The sequence below is a fragment of the Eikenella corrodens genome (genome assembly GCF_003990355.1).
Lineage (GTDB): Bacteria > Pseudomonadota > Gammaproteobacteria > Burkholderiales > Neisseriaceae > Eikenella > Eikenella corrodens_B.
The window spans coordinates 2,307,903-2,326,423 of record NZ_CP034670.1 but is presented as its reverse complement, the minus strand read 5'-3'; the positions used below and the strand labels follow the sequence as shown (position 1 = coordinate 2,326,423).

14 protein-coding genes are annotated in these 18,521 nt (G+C 49.1%); 1 reads left to right on the top strand and 13 read right to left on the bottom strand.

All coding sequences use genetic code 11. The features are described 5' to 3' along the window. Positions 1-286: 286 nt before the first annotated feature. From ELB75_RS11785 to ELB75_RS11730, 12 genes are all read right to left on the bottom strand, one after another. Positions 287-613, bottom strand: a complete 327-nt coding sequence (locus tag ELB75_RS11785; protein WP_126984057.1) for a hypothetical protein — start codon at positions 611-613, stop codon at positions 287-289. A gap of 8 nt (positions 614-621) precedes the next feature. Further along, positions 622-1,038 carry a deaminase domain-containing protein gene (locus ELB75_RS11780; RefSeq protein ID WP_126984056.1) on the bottom strand — a complete coding sequence of 139 codons (417 nt, stop codon included), beginning with the start codon at positions 1,036-1,038 and terminating at the stop codon, positions 622-624. A gap of 355 nt (positions 1,039-1,393) precedes the next feature. Beyond that, positions 1,394-1,720 carry a hypothetical protein gene (locus ELB75_RS11775; protein ID WP_126984055.1) on the bottom strand — a complete coding sequence of 109 codons (327 nt, stop codon included), beginning with the start codon at positions 1,718-1,720 and terminating at the stop codon, positions 1,394-1,396. 501 nt (positions 1,721-2,221) lie between these two features. After that, positions 2,222-2,713, bottom strand: coding sequence for a hypothetical protein (locus ELB75_RS11770; protein WP_126984054.1), 492 nt, complete (start codon positions 2,711-2,713; stop codon positions 2,222-2,224). A gap of 494 nt (positions 2,714-3,207) precedes the next feature. Further along, positions 3,208-3,525 carry a hypothetical protein gene (locus tag ELB75_RS11765; RefSeq protein ID WP_126984053.1) on the bottom strand — a complete coding sequence of 106 codons (318 nt, stop codon included), beginning with the start codon at positions 3,523-3,525 and terminating at the stop codon, positions 3,208-3,210. Between the two features lie 19 nt (positions 3,526-3,544). Further along, the gene (locus ELB75_RS11760) at positions 3,545-12,301 is read right to left on the bottom strand and encodes a hemagglutinin repeat-containing protein (protein WP_126984052.1); all 8,757 of its coding nucleotides are present in this window, start codon (positions 12,299-12,301) and stop codon (positions 3,545-3,547) included. A gap of 333 nt (positions 12,302-12,634) precedes the next feature. Next, the gene (locus ELB75_RS11755) at positions 12,635-13,570 is read right to left on the bottom strand and encodes a hypothetical protein (RefSeq protein WP_241236086.1); all 936 of its coding nucleotides are present in this window, start codon (positions 13,568-13,570) and stop codon (positions 12,635-12,637) included. A 26-nt stretch (positions 13,571-13,596) separates the two neighbouring features. Continuing rightward, positions 13,597-13,923, bottom strand: a complete 327-nt coding sequence (locus tag ELB75_RS11750) for a hypothetical protein (protein WP_126984051.1) — start codon at positions 13,921-13,923, stop codon at positions 13,597-13,599. A 110-nt stretch (positions 13,924-14,033) separates the two neighbouring features. Further along, on the bottom strand, positions 14,034-14,984 hold the full coding sequence (locus ELB75_RS11745; protein WP_126984050.1) for a hypothetical protein: 951 nt from the start codon (positions 14,982-14,984) through the stop codon (positions 14,034-14,036). 338 nt (positions 14,985-15,322) lie between these two features. Next, the gene (locus ELB75_RS11740) at positions 15,323-15,967 is read right to left on the bottom strand and encodes a hypothetical protein (RefSeq protein ID WP_023887361.1); all 645 of its coding nucleotides are present in this window, start codon (positions 15,965-15,967) and stop codon (positions 15,323-15,325) included. Between the two features lie 107 nt (positions 15,968-16,074). Next, complete coding sequence (locus tag ELB75_RS11735) at positions 16,075-16,374, bottom strand: TM2 domain-containing protein (protein WP_126984049.1); 300 nt, start codon at positions 16,372-16,374, stop codon at positions 16,075-16,077. Positions 16,375-16,427: 53 nt separating this feature from the next. Beyond that, entirely contained in the window at positions 16,428-16,796 is a 369-nt protein-coding gene (locus tag ELB75_RS11730) for a hypothetical protein (RefSeq protein ID WP_126984048.1), read from the bottom strand. Positions 16,797-16,935: 139 nt separating this feature from the next. On the opposite strand from ELB75_RS11730, the gene ELB75_RS11725 reads away from it, so the two are divergent. Next, positions 16,936-17,211, top strand: coding sequence for a helix-turn-helix domain-containing protein (locus tag ELB75_RS11725; RefSeq protein ID WP_035573502.1), 276 nt, complete (start codon positions 16,936-16,938; stop codon positions 17,209-17,211). Between the two features lie 7 nt (positions 17,212-17,218). On the opposite strand, the gene ELB75_RS11720 is transcribed toward ELB75_RS11725, so the two are convergent. Further along, on the bottom strand, positions 17,219-18,376 hold the full coding sequence (locus ELB75_RS11720) for an AAA family ATPase (protein WP_126984047.1): 1,158 nt from the start codon (positions 18,374-18,376) through the stop codon (positions 17,219-17,221). Between the last annotated feature and the right edge of the window lie 145 nt (positions 18,377-18,521).

Here is an 18,521-nt window from a genome sequence, read left to right as displayed (position 1 = left end):
AATTTATTGGAAAGGCTACCTGAAAGCGTTGGCTTCTGAGAAGCAAAAAAGTTTCAGGTAGCCTTGAAGGTTGATCCTGTTTTACTGCAAACCGAGTATCGGTTTGAAGGTGTGTTGGATGGCGAAGAAATCGTCGAAGAAGAGTAGCGGGTTATCGTTGAAGATGATATACACGCTGTCGGCCGTGGAAGGCTACCTGAAGCAGACATTCCGTGCGTAGCGTTACCACGCACTTTGCACGCAGGCTACGCTAACTTTTGGTTTTGTAAAACCAGGTTGAGATCTCTCATAAATTCCTTCTCTCTTCCATCCCAAAGTCAGAAATGAGATTTTCAATATCATGCTCTCTAAGTATCTCCTTTATTTTTCTTAACCTCATCTTGTGATATGTATAATTTCTTCCTGCATGTACTATTATAGAAATAACGTACCACATTAAATATTCAATTGGCAATCTAAAACAGCATTCAAAATCATAATCAGCATAACCATATTCCGTTTCATTATCCACCCATTTATCTACTTTGCCAAGATGGAATTTGCTAGCACATGCATCAAATGCAATTAACATGTAATCCTGCTTTAGCTCTATATAATTTCTACGTTTTTCCATGTCCTGTCCTATCTTTTAGGAATAATAAGCTGACTAGAGTTATCAAATATTTTAACATCAATATTTGGGTATCTTTGCTGAAACTGTTTTGCAACATTTAAGCAACTGGCACAAGCTGACCTTTCCGTAAATATAGTAACTGTTCCACGTGCATATCTATTGTTTCCTAATTGATCAGATAAGTTCGATAGAATTTTATATTCTGAATCCGTATTTCTACCGGCAGAGTAGCGGCTGCCGCGGTTGTGGTCGGTCAGGATGTCGATGCGTTTGGCGTCGATCCCGATGTCTTGGGCGGCTACGACGTCGGCCACCTGCTGTACGTAGTTTTCACTGGCATGCATGCGTACGCTGCCGTTCAGGCTGCCGAGTTGGCTGCGTACCTGCTCTACCTGCTGTTGCTGCTCTTGGCGGGTGTGTTTCATCCAGCCGTTGAAGTGCTCGGTGTCGGAGATGACGGCCGAACCGATGCCGCTGCTGATCTCGCGCTCGCTGCTGCGGCTGCTGTTTTGGCTGGACAGCAGGCGGATGAAGGAGGGAGAGGCTACCTGAAATTTTTCAGGTAGCCTTTGGGTACTCAGAATAATGGTGAAAGCTGGGTTGTTAAGGAACGGGAGAAAAGCGAACAGGCGAATAAGAAAAGAGGGAGTTTTTCAGGTAGCCTTCTACGGGTGGAACGGAGAGGCTACCTGAAAAGTGTATTCTGATACAGATAAGTATTGATTATACGCGTAGGTAACAGTACCCATCCTTTGGATACTCTATCCATGCCACGATTACTTATTCATCCTCGCGATCTATATAACTAATAAATAACCTTGCACTATCTAAAGGCATCCTAACCCCATTTATAATTTCTAATTTTCCGTCTGTAACACTCATGGGGTAAAATTCCATAAATCCACCTTTCCCAAATACAGCCTCATGTATTATTTCTTTACCAAACTCATACATGGCTAATCGTGAGGAAAAATCCAAACTTGCATATCTATTAGCTTCATTAACCGAGACGTGTAATTGATGTTTATCTTCCTTTATAAATCTATCAGAAGGCATATCATCTCCTTCTTCTGTTAATATAATATTATCATCAAGTTGATACTTCATTTTCTGATTACTCCATCTTTACCCCACCAAGTAAACCCACCTGATGAGTTAGGGACAATATGTAGGTTCTCAATTACTCTTACTCCTCCTCTAGCCTTTGGAATTTGCACTTCAATATTGTAGTGATCAATACTTCCTTTCCCTGGAAATATATTTCTAAGCGGATGCCGAGTGCTTGGGCGGTGGTACGTTCGCCGCCAATGCAGATGTCTCCTTCGCTTAATGGAGAGGCTACCTGAAATTTTTTCAGGTAGCCTCTGAATCTCTTGTTGTGGTTGGGTTGTTAAAGAGCGTAGGAAGTAGCCGACTGATTAAGAATAGAGGGTGCAGGTAGCCTCTTCGGCCTGGAGGCTACCTAAGAAGTTTATTATAATCTTGAAATATTTTATTCTCCCCAGTTAGCACACTTCTCTACGGATGCTTTACTCACCCTACATTGGCTGAAATATCTAAATATGCCAATATTGTATTTTAGCTAGGCAATATACTTAGCCATGTCTATTACAAAGGATAAATTGGATATTTATTATTAAAAATCCAATAATTATCTGTACAAATATTTCTAACAATATTCTCCTCTCCCGCAATCAGAAGATTGTATCCAGATGACCATGGTTTTATAATTAATAAGTTATCCATATTAAAGAGTAAACTACTCCATAGAGTATACTCCTCATCTGGTGATAATATTGTCTTCCAGTCTTCTAAATTATTATCAAACTTATAAACTATAATCTCATATGGAGAGATATTAAACAATCTGTCTAGATTCAAGCAAAAAAATTGTGATTTTTTAGATAGTGATATAATTCTAGATACTTCATCTTCCTCTAAAAATGATCCGTCTATAGCAGCATATATCCACCCATTTCTTATAAGGCTTTCTTCATTAAAAGAAAAATCAAGTGTTTTTTTGTCGAATTGCAAATAACTCCTTATCACTTCTTTGCATATATTATCATTAATTTTAGTTGATTCTCTAAAGATTGCCATATCTAATCTCCCTTATTATTCTTCCATTCGGTTTTGAAATTTCAATAGTCCACCTATTACGGCCTCCATCATTACTTGGCCTGAGTTTGACAGTGTTTCCATTTTCTAACTGTCCCATTAATATTCTACCATCTGCCGAACTATGCAAATTACGAGGTCTGAGGGCATCTAAGTCCTGTTTGGCCATTGTTATGTGTGGAAATCAACAGCGTTGTTTACACTTCCAGCTTTTGCTTGAAGAGCCGTTTGAGCAGCTATCCGGCATTGTCAAGAATGTCGATAAACACGGGAAAACCGCTCTGTTCTTGATAATGACGGATAGCTGCCTAAGAATCATTCAAGCAAAAACAAAAGCTATCCGCCATAGAAAAAGTGTAAACAACGCGACGATTTCCTACACTTATCATGATTGAAACGGATAGGCTACCTGAAAATATTTTCCCATTAGATATTTAAATGCTATGTAAGCAGTAGATTACCCTTCCTGTTCCTGACTAAGATGGGAAATTATCAGATTGTTGGAAATGGGTATATAAATAATGCACATTATATTCATCTTGCCTATCAAAAAAATAGATAAAATCATTTAGGAAATCATTGAAATTAAATTCAAACAAGTATTTATTTTTAATATCTGATAATATTATTTGTATCTCAAATAATTCTTCAAATATATGGCGTGATTCATCAAAATTAACCTGTTTTAACGAGTTGATTAGCTCTGTAATTTTTGCCTGACACGCTCGTAATAGCATGTCAATTTGCTGTTTGGTGTAATAAAACTCAGAAGCTCTTTCTACTAATTCTTTCATAATTATCATAATAGCAATATCACCTTTTATTTAATCTTTGTGGTTGAATGTGCCAAATTTCTCCAGTTCTAGGATTGTAAATGAGCTCTAATCCTGATCCTTCATATCTAAAAAAGCCTGGTTTTCTATCTGGAAGAATATTTGGGTTATTTTGTAAAACTTCACGAGCTTGTAAGAATGGTGCTGGTCTTCCTCCTCTTTGCCAAAGTCTATTATAGTATTGTTCTGATATCTTCATACCAGAAGCTTCGTAATATCCATTGTGCAATCTAATAGGGATTGGCTTACCAAAATCTATTGGTTTATTAGGAGTTGTATGATATGTAGTAAAACTATTTTTTAGCTGAGTTGATGGAGCTCTTATTGCCAGTGGGGGTTCATTTGTTACTTCGGGCACAATATGATGATTCGTTGCCTCCCGAAGTTTACCAGGGGCAGTTTCACTAAAATCAACACTTCCTCTAATTCTCTGCCCCAAAGGCGATCCGGAAGAACTCATCCTTGACTCTATGGATTGCAAAGTCTTACGCATTCCCTCTCTATTTGCTGGTATAGCCGAGAATGCCCTTCCCGGGGTTGTCATAAATGATCCTGCTGTTGCATATCGTGCAGTACTCGATGATCTGAACAGCATGCCAGCTTTCGGAGCGGCAGATACCCCAGCCGCACCAAGGGAAATGAGAAGTGAAGTTGTTTCAGCAGAATCGCGCGACATCCCTGTTGCCATAAAGGTCTGCACGATTCTTGTTGGTTGTTGCTCACTAGCCCTGCGACCAAAATTGCGTGCTCCGGTAGTCATTTCATCCCCACTCGCGATGATACCAACTCCTGCTCCCATACAACCGAGTCCGGCAGATTCGGCGCAAGCGGCACCTCCCAGAGTTACCGATGAGGCAACTCCTAGTGTTCCAAACACCATCTGAGCTCCCGGTATGACATATCGGAAGAAAGCGCTCTTATCCATTGCTTCCAGACGCTGTCGCTCCCCTCGTATAAAGCTCTCTACCAAATCACTATGATTCGCCAAAAAGCGTTTGGATTGATTAGTTAAATCTGGATATTTATCAGATAATTCTTTATCCTGTAAAAAATTTACAATATATCCAATATATGCCCGGCACTCATTTATTCTAGATCTGTTACCACAAGTGGTATCAATCTGATCTTTCAAAATACGATAAATTTCTCTTGCTTCCTGTTCGGAATGACTAGCGGCTACCGGAGTAAGATAATAATTATTCTCCACCGCATTCCTCCCCACCACCCCGCCAACCTGGGCATTGGCCAGCACATCTACGGCATTACCACCACCATCGCGGCTACCCGACACCCCGCCAACTACGGCCGCTACCGCGCTGCTCAAGGTACGAATCCGTTCCTTATCCTGTTCGGGCAGCAGGTCGGGGCGTTTGGCCGCTTCTTCTCCGTACAGGGTGCGGGTCAATACCATGGCCGCGGCTTCTGCTCCGGCTCCGGAGGCGGCGCCGGCAGCGGGGTCGCCGCCGTTGCTGTAGGCGAGGGCGGCGCCGAGGATGGCGTGGCTGAGCAGTTGGGCGGCTTTGTTCGGATGGCTGCCGTTCTGCCCGAAGGTGTCGCCGATCAGGGTGGCGGCATAGGGGGCGAGGGTGTTGCTGGCTACCTGAAGGCCGCTTTGACCGCCCAGGCTGCCGGTCAGTACGGTGGTGACGGCCTGGAGGGCGCGGTTCTTGCTTCCGCCCACGCCCCATTCCTGTTTGGTTTGCTCCGCCTGTTTGATCCGTGCGCCGGCTTCGGCCTGGGCAACGGTGTCGCCGCTGGCTTCGGCCTGCCGGAAGTCGCGTTCGGCCTGCTGTTTCTGCCGCTCGGCTTCTTTGGCCCGGTTGCTGCTGTAGGTTTGGGCGGCACCGATGATGTCGGCGCTGGCTTGGGAGACGGTGCGCTGCCGTTGCAGCAGGCGCTGCAGGTCGGGCAGTGCGGCGACGCTTTCGTTGGCACCGTCCAGCCGGGTGCGGATGCCGAGTGCTTGGGCGGTGGTGCGTTCGCCGCCGATGCGGATGTCGCCTTCGCTCAATACGGCGTAGGTGGTGCTCTCGCTGCTGCCGCTGTCGCTCTGCGGCAGGCCGGGGTTGTATTGGGGGCCGTCGCTGTAGCCGATTTCGGGTTTGTAGCTGCCGTCTTTCTGTTTGATGCCGGGGTTGTGGCCGTAGCTGCCGGAGATGGCGGCGCTTTGGGCGGAGTAGTCGCTGTGGTTGTGCAGGTTCTCAAAGGTGAGGCGGTTGGCGGTGAGTTCGTTGTGCCCGGCCGGAGCGGCGGAGGCGATGGCGCCGCCTTTGAGGTGCACTTGGTCGGCCCGGATGTGATAACCGCCTTGGCCGGCAAACAGGCCGCTCTGTTCGGCTACGCTGCGGCTGCTGCCGCTGGTTTGGGCGGCGCTGTAGTTGCCGCTTACCTCCCAGGCGGTGCCGAAGGAGACTTGTACGCGCACGCCGCCCTGGCTTTGTTTGCTGCTCTGTTCGAGCTGGTCTTGCAGGCTTTCTACCTGCAGGCGGCCGCCGACATGGGCATCAATGCGTTCGGCTTGGGCACGGGCGCCGGAGAGGGTGGTGTCGCGTTGGCTGTTGATCACTAGGTGTTTGGCTTGCAGCCGGGTTTGGCCGTGGCTTTGGGCGTCGAGGTGGTTTTCTCCTTTCCCGCCGCCGACTTCGACATAGGCGTAAATGCCGGTTCCGGCGCCAACTGAGACGCCGACCCCGCCGGATACGCCGAGGTGGCTGTTTTTGCCGTCGGCGCGTTGGCGGTTGCCGCCGGCTTCGAGGATGATGTCGCGAGCGGAGTCGAGGCTCAGGGTGTCGCCGGCTTTGGCTTGGGTATTTTGCAGCCGGATGTCGCCTTCGCGGCTGGTGAGGCTCAGGTTGTGGCCGGCGGCCAGGGTATTGCTCTGGCTGTGCTCATGGCTCTGTTCCTGTTGGCTGCGGGCGGTTTTGAAACCGAAACCGACTTCGGCTTTAAACAGAGCGCCGTTGCCGGCGACGGTGGAGTAGCCTTTGGCGGCGGCGGCCATGCCCTGCAGGGCGCGGGTGCGGCCGTCTTCTTTGCCCTTGACGGTGCCTTCTACGGCGTTGATCAGGTCGAGGATGGGGGAGGAGATTTTGGCGAAGTTGCCGATTTTGACATCGCGCTCGGCAGAGTAGCGGCTGCCGCGGTTGTGGTCGGTCAGGATGTCGATGCGCTTGGCCTGAATATCGATATCCTGTGCCGCTACGACGTCGGCCACCTGCTGTACGTAGTTTTCACCGGCATGCATGCGTACGCTGCCGTTCAGGCTGCCGAGCTGGCTGCGTACCTGCTCGACCTGCTGTTGCCGCTCTTGGCGGGTGTGTTTCATCCAGCCGTTGAAGTGCTCGGTGTCGGAAATGACGGCCGAACCGATGCCGCTGCTGATCTCGCGCTCGCTGCTGCGGCTGCTGTTTTGGCTGGACAGCAGGCGGATGTCGCCGCCGGCACGGAGGGTGAGGTCTTGTTCGGCTACGGCACTGCTGCCGATCAGGCTGATGTCGCCCCGTTCGGCCTGCAGACTGGCCCGTCCGCCTGCCGACAGTTGGGTGCCGGTGAGGCGGCTCAGCTCGGCATCGCCCTGTGAGCGGTCGTTGAAGGTGCCGCCGGCAGTGAGGTGGTCGCGGTTGTCGATGGAGAAGCCGCTGCGCCGGCTGCGGGAGTGTTGGCTTTGCTCGTCGGCGGCAAAGCCCAAGCGGATGTGCTCGGCTGCCTGCAGCACGGCGTCGCCTTCGGCACTCAGCTTGGCCCCTTGGCTGTTGATGCTGCCTTGTGTGGCGACGATGTTCAGGTTCTTACCGGCGGTGGCGGAGGTGACGACGGCTTCGCTGTGCTGCCGGGATTTTTCCGAAAGGGAGCGGCTGCGCCCGCCGGTCACCACCACCGGGGTGCTGGCGGCCATAACGGCTTTGCTCATGGCGCTCTCGTGCTGCATCCATTTGCCTACCCAGCTGTTGCTGTAGCCGCCGTTGCCTTTGGTGCGCTCGTAGGCATTTCTGGCTGCAGTGTAAACATCATAAGTGAAGCCGACGGCAAAGCCGGACTGTTTGCTGCGTTGCTCGGTCTGCCGGCTGCTGCTGACATGGCCGGCATCCAGGTTGACTTCTTTGCCTTGCAGGTGCAGGTTGCCGCCGGCAGCCAAACGCGCGGCTTGGGCATCCAATTCCTGTCCGGCGACGATGACGGTATCGCCACGGATACTGCCGACCTGGGATAGGGTCAGGCTGCGGTGTTGTGCGTTTTGCTGCAGGCTGTTGTCGGATTTGCTGTAGCCGATGCTGGCCACGCCGTCTTTGAAACCGCCCACCAGGCCGGAGCGCTGCTCGCGTTCGTAAGTTTGGCTGGCGGCGGTGTTTTCTGCGGCACGGATCTGGATGCGCCCGTCGGCGGTGAGCCGGTTTTGCTCGTTAGCAATCACTTGGCTACCTGAAACGGTCATGTCCCGACCGGCATGCAGTTGGAGATGGTCGGCCAATACGCTGCTGCCGACGGCGGTTTGCGCTTCGGTGCGAATGTTGCTGGTATTGGTTTGTTTGCGGCCACCGCCGGTACGTCCGGTATGTTTGGAGGCATCATCCACCAGCTCGGTTTGTGTGCCGCTGCCGATAACGATATCCCGACCGGCTTGGGCCAGCACGGTTTCACCGCTGATGTCGGCGGCATCGGTCTGCAGATCGCGGCCGGCAGACAATAGCAGCTGGCCACGGGTACGGATCGTACTGCCGGCATCCCGTTGCTCGCCACGGATGATGTGGTTATCGTTGTCGAAATGGTTTGTCTGCAACTGTTCGGTACGCTGTGTACCGAGGGTAATGTCCTGGCCGGCACGCAGCAGAGTACGGCCATTTTCGGATTGGTTGGCCAACTCGGCGGCATCCAAACGAATATTACCTTGGGCAGTAGCCGCCAACGTACCATCTTTACCGGCTGTCAGATAAATGCCGGCCACACGGTCGAGATAGGTAATATGACCTTGACCGTTGGCACTGCTAGCCAGCGTACTGCGGCTGTTGATGTCTCCACCGGCCTGCAACAGCATCGTTTGGCCGGCATCCAGTACCCCGCCGGTATTATTGATGTCGCCCGATGTGCGAACCTGTAGGCGGTCCGCACTGATACGGCCCGAGTTTTCCAGTGTGCCGGCATTCAGATACATTGCCTGCCGGCCGGCAATCGTGCCGCCATTATGCAGTGTTTTGGCGATATTGAGTTCGGTTACATTCCCGGCCAGCAGGGCACCGCCGCCGTTTACATCACCCGGCCGTACCCGTAGATAAACTTGCGGTACCCATACCTTTTGACTGCCGCCATTGGGCAGGGAAACCGTTTGCTCCACCAACCACACAATATCGCTCGTCAAGCGGGCAACCTGCTCGCTGCTGAGGGCGATACCGGGGGTCAGATTGAAGGATTTAGCCGCCGTCAGGCCATTGTTCATCAAGGCCTTAAATTGTTCCTCATCATTGCTGTAGCCATTCAAGAAACGGTGGCCGGTCAGCTTGGCAATCTGCTCACGCAGCAGGCGTTGTTCATAGAAGCCGTCACCCAGCCGTTTGTGTATATTGTCTTGATTGAGCCCCAATTGACGCAGCATATAATCGCTACCGAGCCATTGCCGGTAGTTGGTAAACCGAGGATCGGTTTCCACCAGATAGTGCGGTGAATCAGGGTTGACGATAAAGAAACTGCTGCCAGGCAGCTGAATAGCCGTCGTATCAACCCGCACTGATACATCCGGTACATTGGCTGGACGATTGTCCGGAGCCGAAGTACTGGGTAGGGTGGTGGCAAATTCACGATAAGCATGCGAACCTAAAGAGAACTGGCGGACTTGCGGGGCTGGGCGATAGGCTTGTTGACTATGCCCGGTGCTGTCGCGACCCTTTTCCCGATGCCGCCAGTAACTGTGCAAAACCCCTTCGTCGGTTACCGTGGCGGTACCGAAGGTCTCATGTTGGTGCGCATTGCCTTGGGCAGTAGAAACAGCCAATTGGCCGCCGGCAATAATTTGGCTGTCCGAATTGTGCAGTTCATCGGCATCAATTTCCAAACGACCGCCGGCAATGATTTTGCCCGGAGCGGTTTCCTGTACTTCGGTCTGCCGGGTAACCCGGTCGTAATCGTATTTGTGCCAACGTTCATGATTGATGCCGTCTGGTGTATGCAGGTGGTCGGATTCATCGTTATAGACATACCACCCCTGCTGATGCTGCGTACCCTCCTTAAACCGCTCATTACGCCCGTGAGCCTCATATTCGACATGCCGCTCACGGGCGGTTTCAACAATATCAGTGACCAGATGGGCATTGGTATTGCGCACGACTTGCGCGGCAATCCATCCTTCTCCTGCCGCTTCAATCGTGGCACTGCGGTTATCGACTTGTTCGGCCTTGCCTTGCGCCAAATTATTGGCTGTTAACCGGGCACCGATAGACAGCTGATTGGCGCTATACAATACGGCCTGCTCCCGGTTATTCAAACTGCGTACACCGATATCCAGGCGTTCCCGAGCGGCCACAACGGCAGCTTGTGTATTTTGCCCAACTGTTTCTTCTCTGTTGGTGAGTGTATCGGCTGAAATGGCGACATGATTGCCAAATATCCGACCGGTGCCGATGTTGTCGAGCGTTTGCCCGGCCTGTATTTTAGTTAGGCCGTTACTATTAATCAGACCCCGGTTGCTTAGAGTTTGTGCAGCCGCCACTTCGACAAGTTGGCCAGCTTGTATTGTGCCAGCTGCTGTATTATCGACTTTGGCAGCATGAAGCTGCAGCTGATTGCCAACTGCCAAATCAGCCGTGTTAGTTAGTTTGCCTTGAGTGGTAAGGGTTGCGTCACGGCCACTCTTTACGGTCTCGGTTAACAATAAATCCCGTTGCGTAGCCAAAGATAAATCACGCCCTGCTGCCACGGTGCCGCTTTGATCCATTTGCTTGGTCTGTATACGGATATCTTGAGCGGACAGCAGTTGTCCATGTTGATTTCGAACCGTTTCCCCAGATACCTCTAATTGCTCCACGGTTTCTACTTTACCGGCTCGATTATCAAACGCCCGGCTGGAAACATCCGCTTGGACGGCACGAATCTCACCATTTTGGTTGTCTAGTAATTGCCCGGTCGCAGAGAGTTGATTGAGGCTGAGTACACCTTGGTTTTGTAAGGAGCGTCGAGTATGCAGATTGGTGGCACCATTGGCCTCGATTTGCCCGCTGTTGTCCAAGCGTTCAGCGGCATGGATACGGCCATCAGCCAACAGTGGCAGTGAGGTGGTGGTATTCGGCTGCTGCACCAGCTCTCCGGTGCCGGCGGCCTGCCCGGGCAAGGGGGCGCTGCCATTGCTGCCGTTGTTCTGATTGCCAGATGGATTGCCATCCGGCCGGGCTGTCCCGATATGGGCTTCGGCAGTATTGCTTAGCGCCTGGGTGTCGATAGACAGAGACTGCAAACCGGTTTGGCTGATCTGCCCTTGATTATTTAACCGACGGGTATCGATATCCAACCTGGCAGCCTGAATCTGCCCGTTTTGCTGGTTACGTATCGTGTCGGTATGATTCAGCAGCATCTGTCCAGATGCCGCCAACACACCTTGATTGGTGATTTGTTCTGCTTGAACGGTTAAATCTTGTTGTGCCGATACAGTGCCGGTATTTTCCAGGGAATGCGCCTGGATATTGACTGCTGCTGTCGATTGATCTGCTGTGTTGGCATGTGTTTTGGCCGCCGCAATACTGCCTGTACTCTCCAATTTCCCATCGGCTGAAATGCGGATGCCGCCGGCTGTCGCAAACATTTGCCCGGCATTGTTGATACCTACCCCGCGGTCGGTACTGACCAAGGAAATTTTACCGGCATACATACCCCCTAAGCTGCCAGTATCAATAGCAATGGCCGGGGTGGTCGATGAGTTGGATACCGGTTGGTAAGCTCCTCCAGCAGAAGAGTCATAATTCCCGGCAACTACCTCCAAATCCTTCGCCCATATTCCGGCCTGAATCTGACTGGCTTGCGACAGAATTCGGGTATAGTCGGCCGTAGAGGTGTCTAGACCGCTACCGGTCACCGCAATGTCGCCGCGGCGCACCCGGAACCCTTCTAAATTGGCACCTTGAATCACGGGCATCCCGGTAGTCAAGGTCACACCGGACGCATTGATAAAGCCGGCACCATTGACCTGGATACCGGCCGGATTAGCCATCACCACCTCGGCACGGCGGCCGGCGATTTCGATGTATCCGTTCAACAAAGAGGGATTGCTGCTGTTTACTTGGTTGACAATAATCCGTGCTTCCCCTCCAGCCAGTAAAGGGTTGCCTTGTATCCAGCCAGCCAGTTGTGTCGGCACATTGCGCCGGCTGTTATTGAGTACGGCACCGCGGTTGTCCACGTCAAATCGGCGGTACTCATTCACAGAAACCCCGCCGGCAGATGGGGTTTGAATATTAACCTGCGGCAATCCGTTCCCAGTCTGCAAAATAACCGGTTGATGAGCCGCCGGCGCGGTTTTATCCGCCTCAATGCCTGCCGCGAATACAGGTGGAACCAAGACCGCAACAGACAAGGAGGCAATAATCAGGGAAAAAGACAATAAAGAACAGGCAAAGCCGTGACCGCCTCGACTAGCAACACCAGAACCATGACCACCAGAATCCCCTATACTTTTTCCTTCCCGCAACGTGTTTTCAGCAACAACGACGACACTGTTACGTTTTTTGTTAAAAATCACTTTATGCAGATTCTTGTTCATGATGGTATGTAGTTATAGGTTAGGTTGAGAATATGAAGGGGAAGCAGCAAACCGGTCAATACGCAATTGAATGTTCGCGATTTTTTAGTTCATGACAAACATAAAGCAGGCAGAACCGGCATGAGCTCGCTTGCGGACAAACAAACTTTATTGCAAGCAAATGATATGCCACCTTATGGAGACAAGGTGAATTTAAGCACTGGATAACCTATTCGCATCCAAACTTCGTAGATTTAGATTCCAAGCATAGACAAGCACTATTGATTTATATGTTAGCGTCCAATGAATAACTAAAATGCAGAAACCACTAGCACTGTTTACCATTTACCCGCCCTATCTGTCGGTCAATACCAACCGTCGGCAGAAGGCTTCCCAATCGGCAAGGGGCACAACGTACGTGCCGTCTGCTAACGGATGTATATCGGCAGCGCAGGCGGTGTGCCAATAGGTGTAAAACGGTAGTTTGGCGATGTCGGCTTCCGATATGGCAGGAGCATTATCCTGTTCTGGCGTATGCACAATCGGCAGGCCGAAATAGCTGTATTGGCCGTCTGCGGATTTGTCGCCTGTGTGGCCGGTTTGGCCGCGGTGTTTACCGGTACGAACAAACCGGCGGCAGAATGCGTTCCAATCGTGCAGAAAAACGGCGGCTTGTCCGTCTATCAGGCTTTGGGCCGAACCGATGCTGCTGTCCCGCCAAAACGGGTAGAACGGCAATTCGGCGATGTGGCGCTCCATGACGACCGGACAATCGCCCCGTCCTGCCGGCCGCATTACCGGAACGCCGAAACAAGCGGTTTCAGGTAAGGCATGTGCAGGCTGCATGAAGGCGTTTTGCAGGATAACGGCCGCTTCGGCAGGTTCGATACCCAAACTGTCTATGGCAGGCTGCAAGGTTGCAGGCAGGTCGCAAAAGCAGCCTGCACCTTCAGGCAGGCAATACACCGAGTTGTGCGTATGGGCCAGCGGTGCCGCCCATCGGGTAACGGGCGAGGTGCGGATTCGGCTGCCTGCGGCAAAGCGCCCCGAACCGTCTTGGGCGACCGTGCCGTACACCACGGCATACTCGGATTTGCCGGGCGTGTGGTAGCGCGTGAAGGTCCAGTCGGTGAGCTTGCAGGGGGATGTGGCGCAATCGTGGAAATGCACGGATTGAATGCTGGGGATTGGTGTGGAGGCGGTAACGGCTTGTGCAGCAGTGCTTTTACTGTCCAGTTTATTGCTAAAGCCCGACAATCCTTGGGATAAGATGATTTTATCTTCGCGCATGATAGGACTCCTCGGATGGAGGCAGATTAGGCTACCTGAAAAACAGCGGCAAGTATGTTTTGGTAGAAATAGCCCCAGTTTACGATGATGCCACTGATACCTTCCATTTCAAAATGACGCTCACCCACGATGAAAGGTAGGACGATGAATAACGTGAATAATCCAAACTGTATCTTTTTAAGCTGCTTTTCATCAAACCAGTAGCGGCATATTTCTATCACGATAAACCCAATGTTAATGCCAATGAAAAATACAGATGCGATTAAACTGATAAACGGGATCATGATAAAGCGGTAATAGTCTCGACCCAATTCATCTTTCTCTGCCGACATACCTTGCGGTTTGGTGTGCAATTCCTCTGCCTTGGTCGTTAATATCTCTAGAAAATATCCGGCCAATTCCGCCTGTTCTGCCTGTGTGGCCGTGTAAGTATCAGGAGCATAAAGCGGGATCCCTTTCGCATTTAATTGGTGATATTTAACAATATCAGGATGCTGAAAAACTCTTCTGACGACAGACCTGGCAGCAGGCTGGCTCGAAATCCCAGTTTTTCGCTCATACTATCAAGCCATTTTTGCTTGGCTCTGTTACTATGTCTAACGGCATTACCGTATTTCCGGCTGGCATTTTGATATTCATAAAAAGCTTTTCTTAGTCTATCCGTTATAGGAGACAAAATCCCTGAGTTATATTGATATAGGAAGAAATTATTATTGTGGGTCAAACATTGTAAATAATCAGACAGAACTGGCTTTATTTGGGCTTCACCGAGTTTGATTTTATAGGATACAAACGGGAAAAAAGCAGTATCTACAGGATTATAATCTGAGCTAATCCCTATTCCATTACGGCATGATTGTGCATGTCGGAGTAATACACTATGTTTCTGTTTTTGAGGAAGATACTCAAAAACTATGTAATCCGGTTCACTACCTGAAATGGGTTGAATGGTGTCATGCTGAAACAGGTATTTAAACTTTGTCCAAGTGGAGAATTCCGTTTTCGTACCTTCAATATGGGGGTAGACCATTGTAGTTGTAGCAGCAAATGACCATAGCGCGTCCGCCCTGTCTTCGTAAGTGGAAGAACGGACAATTTGTTTGATTAGCATATTTTGGGCAAATGACGCAATCGGAATAGCAACCACACTCAATATCAAGATATACAGCATGATTATAATGCTTACAATAATAGGGTGTTGATAAACCTCTTTAACGTTACGGTTCATGCCCCACCTCATTAACCACCATGAAATGCCCATACCAGATAAGATTTTGCCATACAACTCCAAAGCAGCCAAAGAGAGGGGAGTAAACGTCCGGCTCATACTATCAAACAACCAAAAATTAAATTTAAGAATAAAAATCAAGAATATAATATGTACAATAATGACAGCAATAAGGGCTTTTTTCATATGTGGATAGTTATATGATGAATGGAAATCGGCAGTTGCTTAAACTTATTTGCAGATCGTTTTTGGCTTGATCAAGCGGCAAGATATAAAGCTTTTGTTCAGCATCCGCATCATATCTTACTCGAGCTTCATGACAGTGATAGCTTGAATATCTAAGATAAAGGCTACACATATTGGAAAACGTCGTATTGTTTACACTTTTCCTCCATTATCAAAAACATAGAGATTTTTTTCGTGCTGATTGATATCCTTGATAATATCAAATATCTGCTGAATCGGCTGTTCAAGAAAAAGCTGAAAGTGTAAACAACACTGTTGATTTCTACAACTTTTCGGCATCAATATATATTGTATAATCCCGGTTCTGGTCGAATATCTGTTTTACTAAGAAAAGTATCGCTGTTATCTTCCATAACCCAACCATTATCGGTTAGATAAACAGTAGCATACTGCGGTGCCTTTATTCTAGACATAGCTGTTTGAACTTTTTGATTATTGAACCACGGAGCCTGGTCGCCGAGCGTCGCAGTGTAAGCAACCTCTGAATACGTGCGTTTGCCATCGTTGACTGGCTCGCTGAATGATTCAACCTTGATGGTGTATCTACCTGTACAAAAAGCTGTATATCTATTGTTGAGGACCTTGCGCAAAAATGGTTTCCCCATTTCACTTACCTTAAAGGTATGCCCATCATTAGATTCCGGGTCAATCAAACCAGCATCAGTTAAAATGTCAATACGTTCTTGGGCAACATCATAAGGACTGTCGCCAATAGAAATCTTTTGGCTGTCCTCATCAAAACTAATACCTAGCGGCATTCCTCTCAGTGCATTGATGGTTAAACATTTTCCTGCGCTGTGGTTTGCCCTACCTTCGTCAAAGCCTTTCTGGATAGCTTCCTGAAAATTGCTATTATTAGCATCCTTTTTAGAGCAAGCGACTAATGATACAGTCAACATAGCAATACAAACTAATTTTTTCATCCTTGCTTCCCTTTTCGAAGAAAAAGTGAGTTAAAAGAAATAGTAACCGGTATTTAGGCTACCTGATGATTTTCAGGTAGCGTAAACGTTGGATTAAGGGTTAAGGATTAAAACCAAGCCTTTTTACCTTGTACGTACACGCATTCAAATTCTTCATCGCTACACATCAGGTATTTGATGCCGTCAATCAGGCTTAACACGCTGATCACGAGTATCGGGATTAACAAAAAAGATCCCAGTACGCTGACCAGCAGATAGATCAAACCTACCTTATTGATACCCAAATAAAACTTATGTGCACCCAAGCAACCCAAAAATATGGCCAGTAAAGCCGCTACCAAGCGTTTGCTGATGCCGGTGTTGGATGTGGTTGTACTGGGTGCATTATTTTGGCTTTCAGTCGTCATGACTATGTGCTCCTTGTGGAAAGATTAAAAAGGAAAAAAACGGTTGGCAGTGTTTAATATGCTGTCCAGCCTGAATCGGTGCGTACCAGCACAATAGTAGTTGAACCGGTATTGGCAGGTATTTTCATTCCATTGATTTCATATTCGCCGATTTCGTAGCTGATCGGGCACTCAAAGCGCTTTCTTTCCGTGTCGGCCTTAGCGCAGCTTCCTGCTTTGCTGACAGACAGATTGCTTTGTATCTTTTCCGCGATTTCGGACAGATTGGTGTCACCGCCCGTCATCTGATCTGCCGTCGAATAAATATTCATCTGTGCCGCCAATGTTTTCGCCAGCGCTCCTTTAATGTCGCTATTGCTCGGCTCGCCACCGCACGCGGTCAACAAGCTCACTAAAGGTAATAGGCATATCCACTTCTTCATCAAACGTTCTCCCGTAAAAAATCACACAGTTATCAGGTAGCCTGAAGGGGAGGCTCAAGTTCAAAGATATAGGTTAACAACCTGCATTATCCTATTATCCCAAATTTGGGAATATTGAGCAATGCACTATGATTTTCTTATGAAAAGAATGCGTCCCTCCCTTTATTCCCCCGAAATGGCATGGCTGCGGCAAACCTTAGTCGGCCGCCGTTTGGAGCTGAATTTGACCCAAAAAATGTTGGCAGAACGCATGGGGGTCATTTTGTCGTTTATCGGGAAGGTTGAAACGGGTGAGCGGCGCTTAGACATTGCCGAGTTTGTGAGATACTGCCAAGCACTGGAGCTGAACCCCAGCCTTGTACTGGAAGAGTTCTGTGCCAAACTGGAAGAGCAACATCCGCCTATGATGATGTAGCGCCTCCTTAATGGAGCAGGCCGGTAATGGATACGCATTCATCCTCTGTCTGTGACACATTGCCATATAGCAACGGCAGATGATGATGCAACCTAATTTCGGCATATTGCCTGTTGGCCAAGAACGCCCGGGCCAGAGCCAAGCCCAGCTTTTTTTTGGCATCACGTGGCGACTCTTTTGCCAAAGCACGGATCACTTCGTCATTCAGTTTAGCCGGGGTGCAGTATTCCATCCGGTATTCGGCACGGTAGGAGGCATAAAAACCATCAATCATCCGGTGCATTTGTTCCGTTGTCGGCAACGCGATGTGATAGACGGTTGCCCGAGACAGGATACTGGCCGGAATGCGGTTCAAACTGTTCGCTGCCGTGATCCAGTTGATATAAGCAGCATTAATCGGCAGTTCTAGGAAATCATCGTGAAATTTTCGGGCAGTTTCCGATTCCCATAGCGAGTGCAGTACATTTAAAGGGGAAGGATAGCGCTCGTCTTTCACAGCTTTTTCGATTTCATCAATAAAAAACAGGAAATTGGCAGTATCGCTATCCGACATTCTCTGCACCACCGCACCTGGTGCGCCGTTGGCCCATTTGCTGCTCGTCCCGCTTAAGGCCGCACCGGTGGTCACGTTTTCAAACGATTTCTCGAAGAGGGGCAAACCCAAAGCCACAGCCAACTCGCTGACAAAATGACTTTTGCCCGTTCCCGGATCGCCAACCAATATCATCGGCTGGCAGGCCAAGGCTTGCCCTATCCTTCCCTGCAGCACGACTTGTGCCTGCACATCCAAAATCACTTCTTTGAAATTCGGCATTTTCTGTGCCAACGAATTCAATTTCGCCAGTACATACTCAATATTTTTAAATAAAACCAACTTCTTGGGCTTTACCAATTTTTGCAACATGGCTTTATGGGCAAAGACGCCCTTTTGTTGGCCACATCGCGTGATCAACTGCCGCAGAGACGGTTGTTGCTCCTCATCCACCAAGCAGATTGTTGGAAAGGGATCAGCTGGCTGATCTTCGATTCCTCGGCGGTTGCTCCGACCAGAACCATCAGAACCATGATGATTCAATGCATTCGATTCAGCTGGTGCAAACATCTCCTGCGTTTCTTCATGGGTGGCCACAATGGTGTCAACCCGGATATCGTTAGAGAAGGCCATGGAGGCTCCTTAAATAATCTGTAAATAAGTTCATCTAAGAATTACTTCAGAGAAAATATCAAAAATGCTTTAGTTTGTCAATTAATGTTTTTCAAGTTTAATTTATGAGTGTTATTGGCGGGATTCTACAAATCCTACTAGATGA

Coding starts and splice junctions, on each gene's coding strand:
- ELB75_RS11785 (WP_126984057.1), bottom strand. CDS start 613: ATGGAAAAACGTAGAAATTATATAGAGCTAAAGCAGGATTACATGTTA.
- ELB75_RS11780 (WP_126984056.1), bottom strand. CDS start 1,038: ATGAAACACACCCGCCAAGAGCAGCAACAGCAGGTAGAGCAGGTACGC.
- ELB75_RS11775 (WP_126984055.1), bottom strand. CDS start 1,720: ATGAAGTATCAACTTGATGATAATATTATATTAACAGAAGAAGGAGAT.
- ELB75_RS11770 (WP_126984054.1), bottom strand. CDS start 2,713: ATGGCAATCTTTAGAGAATCAACTAAAATTAATGATAATATATGCAAA.
- ELB75_RS11765 (WP_126984053.1), bottom strand. CDS start 3,525: ATGAAAGAATTAGTAGAAAGAGCTTCTGAGTTTTATTACACCAAACAG.
- ELB75_RS11760 (WP_126984052.1), bottom strand. CDS start 12,301: ATGAACAAGAATCTGCATAAAGTGATTTTTAACAAAAAACGTAACAGT.
- ELB75_RS11755 (WP_241236086.1), bottom strand. CDS start 13,570: ATGCGCGAAGATAAAATCATCTTATCCCAAGGATTGTCGGGCTTTAGC.
- ELB75_RS11745 (WP_126984050.1), bottom strand. CDS start 14,984: ATGAAAAAAGCCCTTATTGCTGTCATTATTGTACATATTATATTCTTG.
- ELB75_RS11740 (WP_023887361.1), bottom strand. CDS start 15,967: ATGAAAAAATTAGTTTGTATTGCTATGTTGACTGTATCATTAGTCGCT.
- ELB75_RS11735 (WP_126984049.1), bottom strand. CDS start 16,374: ATGACGACTGAAAGCCAAAATAATGCACCCAGTACAACCACATCCAAC.
- ELB75_RS11730 (WP_126984048.1), bottom strand. CDS start 16,796: ATGAAGAAGTGGATATGCCTATTACCTTTAGTGAGCTTGTTGACCGCG.
- ELB75_RS11725 (WP_035573502.1), top strand. CDS start 16,936: ATGAAAAGAATGCGTCCCTCCCTTTATTCCCCCGAAATGGCATGGCTG.
- ELB75_RS11720 (WP_126984047.1), bottom strand. CDS start 18,376: ATGGCCTTCTCTAACGATATCCGGGTTGACACCATTGTGGCCACCCAT.